General features: G+C 65.8%; 12 protein-coding genes and 1 pseudogene. 8 read left to right on the top strand and 5 right to left on the bottom strand.

The genetic code is table 11. From position 1 onward, the window contains the following. Nucleotides 1-4: 4 nt before the first annotated feature. Nucleotides 5-907: a YihY/virulence factor BrkB family protein gene (locus QM685_RS17825; RefSeq protein WP_415117692.1), complete on the bottom strand. Its 903-nt coding sequence runs from the start codon at nt 905-907 to the stop codon at nt 5-7. A gap of 221 nt (nt 908-1,128) precedes the next feature. Between QM685_RS17825 and QM685_RS17820 the strand changes: the two genes are divergently transcribed. The 5 genes from QM685_RS17820 (at nt 1,129) to QM685_RS17800 (ending at nt 5,935) form a co-directional block, all read left to right on the top strand. Continuing rightward, nucleotides 1,129-2,235, top strand: coding sequence for a ligase-associated DNA damage response exonuclease (locus QM685_RS17820; protein ID WP_415117691.1), 1,107 nt, complete (start codon nt 1,129-1,131; stop codon nt 2,233-2,235). 7 nt (nt 2,236-2,242) lie between these two features. Next, nucleotides 2,243-3,913 (top strand): ATP-dependent DNA ligase, encoded by a 1,671-nt coding sequence (locus QM685_RS17815; protein WP_415117690.1) that lies wholly within the window; start codon nt 2,243-2,245, stop codon nt 3,911-3,913. A gap of 437 nt (nt 3,914-4,350) precedes the next feature. After that, nucleotides 4,351-4,812, top strand: coding sequence for a response regulator (locus tag QM685_RS17810; protein ID WP_415117689.1), 462 nt, complete (start codon nt 4,351-4,353; stop codon nt 4,810-4,812). A 28-nt stretch (nt 4,813-4,840) separates the two neighbouring features. Then, nucleotides 4,841-5,014 (top strand): hypothetical protein, encoded by a 174-nt coding sequence (locus QM685_RS17805; RefSeq protein ID WP_415117688.1) that lies wholly within the window; start codon nt 4,841-4,843, stop codon nt 5,012-5,014. A gap of 51 nt (nt 5,015-5,065) precedes the next feature. Beyond that, a complete protein-coding gene (locus QM685_RS17800; RefSeq protein WP_415117687.1) occupies nt 5,066-5,935 on the top strand; it encodes a glucose 1-dehydrogenase in 870 nt (289 codons plus the stop codon). A 62-nt stretch (nt 5,936-5,997) separates the two neighbouring features. On the opposite strand, the gene QM685_RS17795 is transcribed toward QM685_RS17800, so the two are convergent. Continuing rightward, a complete protein-coding gene (locus QM685_RS17795) occupies nt 5,998-6,417 on the bottom strand; it encodes a PRC-barrel domain-containing protein (protein WP_415117686.1) in 420 nt (139 codons plus the stop codon). 245 nt (nt 6,418-6,662) lie between these two features. Here QM685_RS17795 and glgX point away from each other — a divergent pair, with 245 nt between their 5' ends. The 3 genes from glgX (at nt 6,663) to QM685_RS17780 (ending at nt 11,361) form a co-directional block, all read left to right on the top strand. After that, nucleotides 6,663-8,879, top strand: coding sequence for a glycogen debranching protein GlgX (glgX, locus tag QM685_RS17790; RefSeq protein ID WP_415117685.1), 2,217 nt, complete (start codon nt 6,663-6,665; stop codon nt 8,877-8,879). A 177-nt stretch (nt 8,880-9,056) separates the two neighbouring features. After that, entirely contained in the window at nt 9,057-9,233 is a 177-nt protein-coding gene (locus QM685_RS17785) for a DUF2934 domain-containing protein (protein ID WP_415117684.1), read from the top strand. Nucleotides 9,234-9,306: 73 nt separating this feature from the next. Then, nucleotides 9,307-11,361: an AI-2E family transporter gene (locus tag QM685_RS17780; RefSeq protein WP_415117683.1), complete on the top strand. Its 2,055-nt coding sequence runs from the start codon at nt 9,307-9,309 to the stop codon at nt 11,359-11,361. Here the strand turns inward: QM685_RS17780 and QM685_RS17775 are convergent. The 3 genes and pseudogenes from QM685_RS17775 to QM685_RS17765 form a co-directional block, all read right to left on the bottom strand. Further along, nucleotides 11,358-11,582: pseudogene (locus QM685_RS17775) on the bottom strand (TolC family protein); the annotation flags it as partial. The gene QM685_RS17780 and the pseudogene QM685_RS17775 overlap by 4 nt on opposite strands. 217 nt (nt 11,583-11,799) lie before the next feature. Continuing rightward, nucleotides 11,800-11,973, bottom strand: coding sequence for a hypothetical protein (locus QM685_RS17770; RefSeq protein WP_415117682.1), 174 nt, complete (start codon nt 11,971-11,973; stop codon nt 11,800-11,802). A gap of 5 nt (nt 11,974-11,978) precedes the next feature. After that, nucleotides 11,979-13,598 carry an FAD-dependent oxidoreductase gene (locus QM685_RS17765; protein WP_415117681.1) on the bottom strand — a complete coding sequence of 540 codons (1,620 nt, stop codon included), beginning with the start codon at nt 13,596-13,598 and terminating at the stop codon, nt 11,979-11,981. Nucleotides 13,599-13,685: the final 87 nt, after the last annotated feature.

Genomic DNA, 13,685 nt, shown 5'->3' with positions numbered 1-13,685 from the left:
GGCCCTAGCCGGTTTCGATTTTGGGCTGCGACGCATCGAGCGGTTCGTGGCCGAAGCGCTCGTATTGCGAAATCACCTGCGCGCCGAACAGCAGCAATGTGGCGAGCCATTCGAAGCTCAGCAGGATCACGATCGCCATCGTCAGCGATCCATAGACGACGCTGACCTGCGACAGCGTGGCGAAATACCAGACCAGCACATGCCGCGTGATCTCCCACAGCATGCCGGCCACCACGCCGCCGATCAGCGCATGCTTGAGCGACGGACGTCCGACCGGCATCACCAGATAAACCGACGTCAGCACGAAGATCTCGCCGGCGAGCCCCAACAGATACAGCAGCATGCGCGAGAGGCCCTGCAACGACACGTGCAGCCCGAATAACTGGATTCCCTCGGCGCCGATTGCATCGAGCACGCTCGACACGCACGTGACGATCAGCAGCCCGACGCCGAGAAACAGGATGTAGCAATAAGGCAGCAGCGCGGACACGAGAAAGTGCCGCCGCTTGACGACGACGCGATGCACGAAGATCAGCGACATCGCGTTTTCGAGCACGGTGAACGCAAGCGAACTGAAGAAGATCATCGTAATCAGCAGCACCACGCCGATCACCGCGCGATGCGCGAGAAAGTTGGAGAGCTCCCGCACGAGCGCATTCGACTGCCCCGGTACGAGCCAGCGCAGCAGATGCGCGAGCGCGTCGAGCACGAGCTGCTGCGGCACCACGCGCGACAGCACGATGACGATCAGGATCAGCAGCGGCACGATCGACAGCAATGCGTAATACGCGACCGCGCCCGCGAGCAGCAGCCCCTGGTTCGCGCGGAATGCCTTCAGCGTCTGTAGCACGAAGCGGCCGGGATGTCGGGCGATATACAGCGCCTGCTGGTCGAGCATGATCTGCATGGGGCCTCGCGGTGCGCGCCGGGCGCTGCCGGGTGGCAGCCGGCCTCGACACGCCTGTCTGCTTTATATACCGTAAGCAGGAACGCGGCCACATCGCCCCCCGGCGTGAGCGTTTTCGGCGGGAATGCAGTTTGCTTGGCGCGGCGTGGGGAAGCCTGCCGGATGCTTTCTTTCCTGAATGGATTGTCAATCGTGTCGCTAATCGTGTCGTAAAGGAGCCGATGGACCAGCCGCAACGTCAGGTGAATCTTGCAACAGAGCATGCCGATCTGGTCGTCGCGCGGCCCGAGGGGCTGTATTGCCCGCAAGGCGACTTCCATATCGATCCGTGGCAGCCGGTCGAACGCGCGGTGATCACGCATGCGCATTCCGATCACGCGCGCTTTGGCCATCAGCGCTATCTGGCGACGCGCGCGGGCGCGGGCGTGCTGTGTTCGCGCCTGCCCGGCATCGCGTTGCAGACGCTCGAATACGGCGAGCCGCTGACGATCGGCGCGGTGCGTGTGTCGCTGCATCCAGCCGGGCATGTGCTCGGTTCGGCACAGGTGCGCATCGAACATGCGGGACGTGTGTGGGTCGCATCGGGCGACTACAAGCTCGACGCCGATCCGACCTGCGCGGCGTTCGAACCGGTGCATTGCGACACCTTCATCACCGAATCGACGTTCGGGCTGCCGATCTATCGCTGGGATCCGCCGCAAACGGTCTTCGATTCGATCGATTCCTGGTGGCGCCACAACGCGTCGGAAGGGCGCGCGTCGGTGCTGTTCTGCTATTCGTTCGGCAAGGCGCAGCGCGTGCTCGCGAGCGTCGACGCGGCGATCGGGCCGATCTTCTGTCACGGCGCGGTCGAACCGCTCAATCGCGCGTATCGCGACGCGGGCGTGCGCTTGCCGCCGGTCGGCCTGGTTAGCGACATCCCGGCGAAAGAGAAGGCGATATTCAAACAGGCGTTGGTGATTGCGCCGCCGTCCGCGCAAAACAGCGCATGGCTCAAGCGCTTCGGCGACTATAGCGATGGGTTCGCATCGGGCTGGATGCGTCTGCGCGGCGCGCGCCGCAGACGCGGCGTCGATCGCGGCTTCGTGCTGTCGGACCATGCGGACTGGCCGGGGTTGCAAACCGCGATCCGGGAGAGCGGCGCCGCGCGCGTGATCGTCACGCATGGGTCGGTCGAGCCGATGGTGCGCTGGCTGAACGAGCAGGGCTTGCAGGCGAGCGCGTTCGCGACGCAATACGGCGACGATACCGTCGAGGCCGATGCCGCCGGCGCGAACGCCGAGGTTGGCGCGCCACCCGCCGACCCGTCGCCGGCGGACAATTCATGAGCGCACGATGAAACGCTTCGCGGCCCTCTACACCGCGCTCGACGCGACGACCTCGACGCACGACAAGCTCGCGGCGCTCATCAGTTATTTCGCGGCGGCCGAGCCCGAGGACGCCGCATGGGCGTCGTATTTCCTCGCCGGCGGCAAGCCGCGTCAACTGGTGCCGACGCGGCTGCTCACCGAGATCGCGCGCGAGCGCGCCGGTCTGCCCGAATGGCTGTTCGAGGAGTCGTATCACGCGGTCGGCGATCTCGCGGAGACGATCGCGCATATCCTGCCGCCCGCGCAGCGCAGTTCCGAACTCGGTCTCACGCAATGGATCGAGCAACGCATGCTGACGTTGCGCGGCTTGCCGCCCGATGAGTTGCGCGCGCGTCTGCTCGGCTACTGGGATGAACTCGACTGGAGCGGGCGCTTTCTGCTGACGAAGCTGATCGGCGGCGGCTTTCGTGTCGGCGTGGCGCGACAACTCGTGGTCAGGGCGCTCGCGGAGGTGGCGGGCGTCGATCACAAGCGGATCGCGCAACGCATGGTCGGCTGGACCGATTCGCAACAGAAGCCCGACGCGGCGCGCTACCTGCGTCTGATCGCGCCGCAGGCCGATGACGGGGCGAAGCCGGACGAGCAGCACGACAGCGATCTCGGCCTGCCGTATCCGTTCTTTCTCGCGCATCCGTTGCAGGCCGATCCGGCGACACTCGGTGATCCGTCGCAATGGCTGATCGAATGGAAGTGGGATGGCATTCGCGCGCAGCTCGTCAAGCGCGGTGGCCGCGTATGGTTGTGGTCGCGTGGCGAGGATCTGATTACCGATCGCTTTCCCGAGATCACGGCATTGGGCGATGCATTGCCGGACGGTCATGTGATCGACGGCGAGATTCTTGCGTGGGAGCCCGGCGCGAGCACGCCGTTGCCGTTCGCGCGGCTGCAACCGCGCATCGCGCGCAAGACGCTCACGCGCGGGATTCTCGCCGCTTCGCCCGCCGCGCTACTCGCGTACGATCTGCTCGAATACAACGGGCAGGACCTGCGCATGACGCCGCTCGTCGAACGGCGCGCACGGCTCGACGCGCTTGCCGCGTCCGTCGACGGCACGCTCGCGCGCGGTCTGCTGCGCGTGTCGCCGCTCGTCGGCGCGCCGGACTGGCAGGCGCTCGCGGCATTGCGCGACGAGAGCCGCGCGCGCGGCGTCGAAGGTCTGATGCTGAAGGAGCGCGAGTCGATGTATGGCGTCGGCCGCACGAAAGCATCGGGCACGTGGTGGAAATGGAAGATCGAACCTTATGCGGTAGATGCCGTACTCGTTTACGCGCAGCGCGGTCATGGTCGCCGCGCGAGTCTTTATACGGACTTTACGTTCGCAGTGTGGGACGAAGCCGACGGCGTGCGCACCCTCGTGCCGTTCGCGAAGGCTTATTCAGGATTGACCGACGAAGAAATGCGCGAGGTCGATGCGATCGTGCGCAAGACCACCGTCGATAAATTCGGCCCCGTGCGCAGCGTGACACCGACGCTCGTATTCGAAATCGGCTTCGAAGGCATTCAGGCGAGCACCCGCCACAAGTCGGGCGTGGCCGTGCGTTTTCCGCGCATGCTGCGCTGGCGCACCGACAAACATATCGACGACGCCGACACGCTTGCGATGCTGAAAGGCTTTATCGACGACCGTGCGGGATAACCCGCAGAGCACAAACCCCTAACACGCAGGATGTTTTTTTATCGGCGCTGTCGCTTATTCTTTCGTTATGACCGCGCATTCGATACGCGCCACTCAAAGCGCGAGCGGCACGCATTTTGAATCCCCTCACGCCGTTGAAAACTCACGTCGCGCAACGCCCGCTAACGAGGCGGGCTGCACGACGGCAGTGCATCTGGGCGACGCGCGCGCGCCATTATCGCGGGCGCTGTCACTGAAGCGTCGCCGCGAATTGGCAAGCTGAATCGCGCATTCGAGTCGATACGCCGCGCTGAGGCGCTTGCGGCGGCGTTCCAGCGGCAACATGAATAGCGCATAAAGAAGCACGGTTAAAGCAATGCGCTTAAAAGCGCAATAGGAGCAAATCTTGCGCGTGACGCGAGATGCCCTTCAGGGCGAATGGAAAATGGCGAGAAAAAATGACGATATTCAACGACAACGTGGACAGCAACGACGACGTACTCGTGTGGCGGCCGATCCGTTACGCGATGGCCGCGCATCGCCGCGTGCTCGTGGTCGACGATTACCGGGAAGCGGCCGAAGCGCTGCAAATGTTGCTGATCGCCGATGGCTTCGACTGCCGTGCGCTCGACGATCCGTTTGCCGTGTGCGAGATGGCGCGCGAATGGCAGCCGTTCGCGGTGGTGCTCGACATCAAGATGCCGGGGCTCGACGGACTCGAACTGGCGCGCCGGTTGCGCGCGCATCCGCAGACTTCGCACATGCTGCTGATCGCGTGTACTGCGTTCGCGTCGCGCGAGGATCGCGTGCTTGCGAAGGATGCGGGCTTCGACGCGCATTGCGCGAAGCCGTTGACGCCGGAGCGTCTGCTGCGCGTGCTCGAATCGGCGGCGGCGTTGCATGCGGTAGGGCCGCCTTGAAGATGTCGTGCGGGTGCCGCATGGGCGCATGCTGCCGCCGCGTTTGAATTACGCCGACGCGCCGATCCAGGCGGTCTTCATGACCGGCATTTTTTCCCTCTCCGTTGCACTTTTCCCGCTCCAGACGCCCGGCGCCTGCCACGCATACATGTATCGCTTCGCGTGGCGTGCGCGGGCCTACCGGTTGCTGAACCGTTCGTGACGCGACGCCTTTCGCGCGCCGCCGATGTCGACCAGCTTCCGGAGATCCATCATGAGCAGCGATACGCAACGTCCCACGCCACCGTTTCCGAAACAGCAGCAGGCGCGCACACCCGGCCGCACGGCCTCGATGGACCCGCCGCCCGATCATGGCGAAAAGACCTATAAGGGCTCGGGAAAACTCGCGGGCAAGGCGGCGATCGTGACCGGCGGCGATAGCGGAATTGGCCGGGCGGTGGCGATCGCCTTCGCGCGCGAAGGCGCCGACGTGCTGATCGCCTATCACGACGAGGACGACGATGCACGCGAGACCGCGCGCTGGGTCGAGGACGCCGGCCGCAACGCGGTGCTGCTCGGCGGCGACATCCGCGATCACCGGCATTGCGATGAGATCGTCGACAAGGCCGTCGAGGCGTTCGGCCGGCTCGACGTGGTCGTCAACAATGCCGCGTATCAGATGAGCTATCCGTCGCTCGAGGCGATCAGCGACGAAGAGTGGGACAAGACCTTCGATACCAACATCGGCGCGATGTTCAGGATCACGCGCGCCGCGGTCCGTCACATGAAGCCGGGCGGCGCGATCATCAATACGACGTCGATCAATGCGGATCATCCGAACCCCGGTCTGATCGCGTATGCGGCGACCAAGGGCGCCATTCAGAACTTCACCGGCGGTCTCGCGCAGTTGCTCGCGGAAAAGGGCATTCGCGCGAACTGCGTGGCGCCGGGGCCGATCTGGACACCGCTGATTCCATCGACGATGCCGCCGGAAAAAGTCGAGCAGTTCGGCGCGCAGGTGCCGATGAAGCGCCCCGGTCAACCGGCGGAACTGGCGGCGGCCTATGTGATGCTCGCGTCGGACGAGGCGAGCTATGTGTCGGGCGCGACGTTGGCGGTGACGGGGGGCGCGCCGATTATCTGAGCGGTTGGGGCGGGCGCACTGGCCCGTTGCCGTTGCACGGCAGGTGCTCCGCCCGAAGACGATCAATCCGGCGCATACCTGAATTCCGGCAACGCCTCGAGCGATTTCTTCGTAGCGTCGGGCAGTACGACGCGCCGGTTGTCGATCTGCAGATCGTTGAACGGCACGGCGACCAGATGCTTGCCCATGCCGAGAAAGCCGCCGACCGACAGGATCGCGTACGTGGTACGCTCCGCGCCCGGCGACACGATCAGATCGTCGAGCGTGCCGATGCTGTCCTTGTTGCGGTTATACACGGTCACGCCCGTCAACTTCGATGCCCGATAGCCGCTCGCGAGCTGCACGACGTCCGTGCGTTTTTCGGTAATCGCCTGCGGCGCGCCTTGCGCATACGCGCTGCCGTACAGGCCGAACACGGGCGTCAAGGTGGCCGCGAGAAGCGATGCGGAAACCACGAGTGGTTTGATCTGCGTGTTGCGCATGATGTGTTTCTCCCTGGTTTTCGTGGCGGTTATGCCTGTCGTGTTTGCACAGCCCGTTGCAAAACTCATGCCGCGCACGGAACGGCTGGCATCCGCTGCCGCAAAACCCGGGTCCGTAATTTGCTACTCCAGCGGGCTTCCCCGCGAGGCGCCGCGGAAAGTCCGCATCGCCCGCTTTCACTGCCTACACTTGGAAAAGTGCTGGCATACGCATGCCAACCGCCGTTGCGTTCACAGGAACCGCTATGTCATCGCAGACTCACTATTCGACGCGCATTTCGGAAGGCACGCCTTTTCCGCTCGGCGCGACATGGAACGGCAACGGCGTCAATTTCGCGCTGTTCTCCGCGCACGCGACGAAAGTCGAACTGTGTCTGTTCGACGAAACCGGCCAGCACGAAATCGAACGGATCGAGCTGCCCGAGTACACCGACGAGGTCTGGCATGTGTTCGTGCCGAATCTGAAACCGGGCGCGGTGTATGGGTATCGTGTACACGGTCCTTACGAGCCCGGCAGCGGCCATCGCTTCAATCCGAACAAGCTGCTGCTCGATCCGTACGCGAAAGCGCACATCGGCGAACTGAAATGGGCGCCGGAAATTTTCGGCTATACGCTCGATTCGGAAGAGGGCGATCTGTCGTTCGACGAACGCGACAGCGCGGCTTTCGTGCCGAAATGCAAGGTGGTCGATGCGAACTTTTCGTGGAGCCATCCCGAGCGCAATGCGCTGCCGTGGGAGCGCGTGATTCTCTACGAGACCCACGTGCGCGGCTTTACGAAGCGTCACCCGGACGTGCCCGAGCGTTTGCGCGGCACCTTCGCGGGGCTCGGCCAGCAGGCCGTGCTCGACTACATCCGCGGCCTTGGCGTGACCACGGTCGAACTGCTGCCGATCCAGACCTTCGTCAACGACAGCTATCTGCTCGACAAGGGCCTCACGAACTACTGGGGCTACAACACGATCGGCTTCTTCGCGGCCGATCCGCGTTACTTCGCGTCGTCGAACGATTCGGTCGGCGAGTTCAAGGAGATGGTGGACCGCTTTCACCAGGCCGATCTCGAAGTGATCCTCGACGTCGTGTACAACCACACCGCCGAAGGCAACGAGCGCGGCCCGACGATCTCGTTCAAGGGCATCGACAACGCGTCGTACTACCGCCTGATGCCCGACGACGCGCGCTACTACATCAACGACACCGGCACCGGCAACACGCTGAACCTGTCGCATCCGCGCGTGCTGCAGATGGTGACCGACAGTCTGCGCTACTGGGTCACGGAGATGAAGGTGGACGGCTTCCGCTTCGATCTCGCGACGATCCTCGGCCGCGAGGATCACGGCTTCGACGAAGGCGGCGGCTTTCTCGACAGTTGCCGGCAGGACCCGGTGCTCTCGAGCGTGCGGCTGATCGCCGAGCCGTGGGATTGCGGCCCTGGCGGTTATCAGGTGGGCGGCTTTCCGCCGGGCTGGGCCGAGTGGAACGACCGCTTTCGCGATACCGTGCGCGAGTTCTGGAAGGGCGACGAAGGCAAGGCCGCCGATCTCGCGACGCGGCTCACCGCGTCGGGCGACAAGTTCAATCATCGCGGCCGGCGGCCGTGGGCGAGCGTGAACTTCATCGCCGCGCACGACGGCTTCACGCTGAACGATCTCGTGTCGTACAACGACAAGCACAACGACGCGAACGGCGAGGACAACCGCGATGGCCACTCGGACAACAAGTCCTGGAACATGGGTGTCGAAGGACCGACTGACGACCCCGAGATCCGCCAGCAGCGCGAGCGTCAGAAGCGCAATCTGCTCGCGACGCTGCTGCTCGCGCAAGGCACGCCGATGCTGCTCGCCGGCGACGAATTCGGCCGCACGCAGCAGGGCAACAACAATGCGTACTGTCAGGACAACGAGATCAGTTGGGTCGACTGGAGTGCGATCGACGACGACGGCCGCGCGCTCACCGAGTTCGTGCGCAATCTGACCACGTTGCGTCATCGTCTGCCGGTGCTGCGGCGCGGCCGTTTTCTCACCGGCGAATACAACGAAGCGCTCGACGTGACCGACACGCGCTGGCTGTCGCCGGACGGCACCGACATTTCGGCCGAGCAGTGGGCCGATCCGGCGATGCGCTGCTTCGGCCTCGTGATCGACGGCCGCGCGCAGGCGAGCGGCATCCGCCGGCTCGCGTCCGACGCGACGTTGCTGCTGGTGCTGAACGCGCATCACGACGTGGTCAATTTCACGCTGCCCGACATCCCCGAGGCCGAGCGCTGGACCTGCCTCGTCGACACCAACATGCCGGTGCGCGCGGAGCTGCCGCAGTTCAGCGCGGGCGACACCTATCAGGTGACCGGCCGCTCGCTGCTGCTGTTCGCGCTCGAAGCGCCGAGCCGCGCGACGCAGCGCGTGTTCGACCGCCTGGAAGAACAGTTGACCTCCGACGAAGGCGAAGCGCCCGCGAGCGCGTGACGTTGTCCCGCGCCGCGCCGACGTAAGCCATGCCACGCGCCCCAGGTATGGCCCTTGCTCGACCCTCAGCGACGATGTACGCGTTTTCCGGCTCATTGCGTTACGCATGTGTGCCGGCGGCGCGCGCACGCAAGCAGCCAATACCGGCCTTCGCAAAATCCAACCTGGGGCAATCAAATGGAACACGAACCAAACGTCGAAGAGCAGATTCGCACGCGTGCCTACTACCTGTGGCAGCAGGCGGCGGAACCGAAGGGCACGCCTGAGCAGTACTGGGAGCAGGCACGCGACGAGATCGAAAAGGAAGCGCCGCCGGTCGAAAGCGGGCCGGTTTCCGGGGATAAGCGGAAATAACGCTTCTTCAACGTGGCGAAATCGAACCGCGGGCCGGCGCGCAAAGGTGCCCGCCCGCTGCCCGGCTCATGACATGAAAGACCTTCCCGAACCGCGCGGCGCGAGCCCCGCCACGCGTATTCAGGCGGCGTCCGCCGCCTTCGGTGTCGAGGGGCTCATCACGCTCGTCGTGGGCGTGACGGCCGTGACCTGTCTGTACTTCGCGAGCGCCGTGCTGATTCCGATCACGCTCGCGATCCTGCTCAGCTTCCTCGTCGCGCCGCTCGCCGATGCGCTCGCGCGGCTGCGGCTCGGCCACGTCGCGTCGGTCTTCGCGGCGGTGCTGATCTCGGTGTCGGTGATCGCGTTGCTCGGCGCGTTGATCGGCACGCAACTGACCGATCTCGCGGCCGGCATGCCACGCTATCAGGCGACGATCGAACACAAGCTCGACACGGTGCACAACCTCACGATCGGCAGGCTGAACCGTTTCGCGACTGCGGCGGGGCAGGCGCTGCAGCGCGCGACGATCGAAGCTCCGCAACCCGAAGTGCCGAGCGGCGCCGCCGCGCCGGCCAGCGCGCATGCGTCCGCCGTGCTGCCGGTCGAGGTGCGCGAACCGGTGCCGACGCCGATCGAGCTCGCGCGACGCGTGCTGTCGCCGGCCGTCAGCCCGCTCGAAACCGCGTTCATCGTCTTCGTCGTGACGATCGTGATCCTGCTGCAACGCGACGATCTGCGCGACCGCGCGATCCGTCTGTTCGGCTCGCGCGACCTGCACCGCACGACCACCGTGATGGACGAGACCGCGCGGCGCCTGAGCCGCTACTTCGTGTCGCAACTCGGCCTGAACACCGGCGTGGGTGTCGTGATCGGCGCGGGGCTCTTTCTGATCGGCGTGCCGAATCCGATCCTGTGGGGCATTCTCGCCGCGCTGCTGCGGCTCGTGCCGTACGTCGGCATCTGGATCGCGGCGACGCTGCCCGCCGCGCTCGCCGCCGCCGTGAGCCCCGGCTGGGCGATGGCGCTGTGGTCGCTCGCGCTGTTCGTGACCGTCGAGCTGCTGGTCGGGCAGGTCGTCGAGCCACTGCTGTACGGCCGCAGCACCGGGCTGTCGCCGTTTTCGGTGGTGGTCGCGGCGATCTTCTGGAGCTGGATCTGGGGGCCGATAGGGCTGATCCTGTCGACGCCGCTGACGCTGTGCCTGCTGGTATTGGGCCGGCATGTGCGGCGCCTCGAATTTCTCGACGTGCTGCTCGGCGATCAGCCCGCGCTGACGCCGGTCGAAAACTTCTACCAGCGCGCGCTCGCGGGCGATCCGGACGAAGCGATCGAGCAGGCCGAGCTATGGCTGCGCGAGCATTCGCTGTCGGCCTACTACGACGAAGTCGCGATCAGGGGGTTGCAGCTCGCCGCCGCCGACGTGACGCGCGGCAGCGTGACGAGCATTCAGCTCGCGCGCATCGAGTCGACGACCAGCGATCTCGTCGATGGCCTCGACGGCTACGAGGATCGCGAGCCCGAGCCGCTCGCGCGGCGGGAAAACTGGAGCGCGGTGGGACCGATGGCGCCGCCCGGCGCGGCGGAAGCCGCGCCTGCGCAGCCGAGCGAAGCCATCGCCGGCGCGCACGCCACGGACGCCGCCCACAGTCCCGAACAGCCGCCGGTACCGCCGCTGGATGAAAACCCGTCGCCCGCGTCCGCCATCGCATGGCATGCTCCGACGAGCCGGGTGCTGTGCATCCCCGGCCGCGGGCCGCTCGACGCGAGCGCCACGACGCTCCTGTTGCAGTTGCTCGGCAAGCACGGCTTTGCCGCGCGTTCGCTGCCGCACGAGTCGGTGTCGCGCGCCTCGATCGACAGTCTCGACGCGGAGGACGTCGGCATCGTCTGCATTCTTTATCTGCGCATCGACGGCATTCCGTCGCATCTGCGCTACCTGGTCAGGCGGCTTCGCGCGCGGCTGCCGAACGTGTCGGTCGTCGTGGGTTTGTGGACGCCCGAGGATGCGCAGCCATGGAGCGCGGATCTGCAAGGCGCGCTGGAAGCGGAGTGCCATGCGACCTCGTTGCAGGAGATGCTGGCCGCGTGCCGGCGCATCGATGCTGCGCGAACCGCGCTCGACGAACCGGTTTTAGCGGGCGGCTAGCCGCTCGTTCGCGAGGTGGCCGCCGCATCCGCATCGCTCTGCCAGCCGCCGCCGAGCGCCTTGTACAGCGACACGAGATCGGTGCTGACCTGCATCGTGCTTTCGGCGTATTGCTCGCGCGCCTGCGCGAGCTGCCGTTGCGCATCGAGCACGTCGATGAAGCTCGTCAGCCCCTTGCGATAGCTGTCGCGCGCGAGATCGAACGAGGTCCGCTGCGCGGCGACGCTTTGCGCCTTCGCCGGACTTCGTATCGCCGCTGCTTCCCGCCGCGTTACGTTCGGGTGCTTCCTGCTCGCTGCCGGCGGAGCGGGTTTCGTCTGACATGGTTATTGGTTCCCTTCGTTGCGCTGCGTGGCGAATGCATGAACACGGAAAACCCGCCCGCGGGCACCGCCGCGGGCGAGGTCGCGGCCGTGTCGCGCGAGGCGGGCCGCGCGTCTAGCGATCAGCCGGCTTGTCGTGCCCGCTCTTCGCGTCGTCCTTATCGGGGACGATCTTCGTGGTGCCGCCCGTGGAAGGCGGATCGCTGGCCGGAAAACTGTCTTCGACCTGCTTGTCGATCTGCTTTTCGCTCTTTTCAGCGTGCGGATGTTTTTCCTTGTGTGTCGTCATGGTGGCTATTCCTCCAGGTTAACCGGTCGCGCCGCGTCGCCGATGATCTTCAGCGCGTCGGCGCGCGACAGCCCGTCGCGCATCGCGTCGATCAGACGCGCGGTGAGCGCTTCACGTTCGCAGGCGAGCACCGCGTCGACATGGCCGTCGCGCACGTACAGCGCGATGAACTGCTGATGGTCGAGATCGCCGTCGACGACGATCTCGTCCCACTCGCTCGCATGGCCGAGATATTCGAAGTTCCTGCCGTAGTGATAGGTCCAGAAGTAGGGCACGCCCGCGTAGCGATTACGCGCGCCGCACATGTTCTGCGCGGCGATGCGCGCATGCTGCTGCGCGACGCGCCAGTGCTCGATACGCACCGGCTCCTGGTTCTCGTGCAACGAAAACACCGCGATATCGCCGGCCGCATAGAGACCGCCCGCCGCGTGCATGCCCGCATTGACGACGATGCCGCCGTCCTTCTGCAACGGCAAACCTTCGACAAAACCGGTTGCGGGCGTCACGCCCGTGCCCAGCAGCACGAGGTCGGCGGCGATGTGCTCGCCGCTTTCCAGCATCACCGCATGCACGTTGCCTTCGTCGCCCTCGAGCGACGCGATCTTCGCGCCGAGATAAAACTTCACACCGTTGCTTTCGTGCAGCGCGCGCACCATCTGGCCCACGCGCTCGCCGAACTGCTTCGCGAACGGCACCCTGTCCGGCGAAATCACGGTGACGGGCACGCCATGTTTGCGCAACGCGGATGCCACCTCGAGGCCGATAAAGCTGCTGCCGAGAATCGCGACCCGCATGTGCGACGCATCCTCGCCGAGCGCGTCGACGAGCGCGGTGGCATCGTCGAGACGACGCAGCACGTGCACGCCGCCGAGTTCGCAGCCGGGGATGTCGGGCACCTTCGGCACGCTGCCGGTCGCGAGCAGCGCGGTGTCGTATTTCAGCGGTTCGATACCTCGGTTGCCACCTTGGGCACCGGCCTCGAAATAGATCGTGCGCGCGGGCACGTCGAGCCGCGCGACCTTCGCGACGATGCGCTCGATGCCGTGCGTTTGCAGCCAGTCGGGCGAGACGAGCGGCGGTACGTCGGCGGGCGGCATTTCGAACGACGGCACGAATTTGCTGAGCACGGTGCGGTCGTACGGCACGTACGCTTCGTCGCCGATCAGCGTGATGCGGCCATCGAAACCGCATTCGCGCAACGTCACACAGGCGGCGCCGCCCGCCGCGCCCGCGCCGATCACCGCGTAGTGCAGCTTGGGCGCGGCGGGGTCAGCCGGCTTCGCGCGTGCCGCGGGCTGCCGCGGCGGCACTTTCTCCGGCGTGACCAGCACGTCGTCGCCGTCGATCGTGACCGGATAGCGATCGAGCGGCAGCAGCGGCGGCGGCTCGAGCACGTCGCCGGTCGCGGCGTCGAACGTCCCTTTGTGCCACGGACAGATGATGCGGCCGCGGCACAGCGCGCCCTGTTCGAGCGGGCCGCCCGCATGCGGGCAATCGGCGGAATAGGCGTGGACCGTGTCGCCGTCGCGCACGAGCAGGATCGGCGTGTCGTCCACGCTCACGCGCTCGGCGCGGTCCACCTGCAGTTGCGATAGCCGGGCGACGCGGCGGGCAGTCGTGGACATGGTGATTCCTCGCGAAAGGATGGGCTCTGCCGGTGGCTGGAACGCGTCAGAAGCCGTGACGGAAGTCGGGTCTCGCGCCCAGGCAGC

Origin of the sequence: Paraburkholderia sp., assembly GCF_047605525.1 — a bacterium.
Classification (GTDB): domain Bacteria; phylum Pseudomonadota; class Gammaproteobacteria; order Burkholderiales; family Burkholderiaceae; genus Paraburkholderia.
The sequence above is the reverse complement of the archived record's forward strand: the minus strand, read 5'-3'. Positions and strand labels throughout refer to the sequence as shown.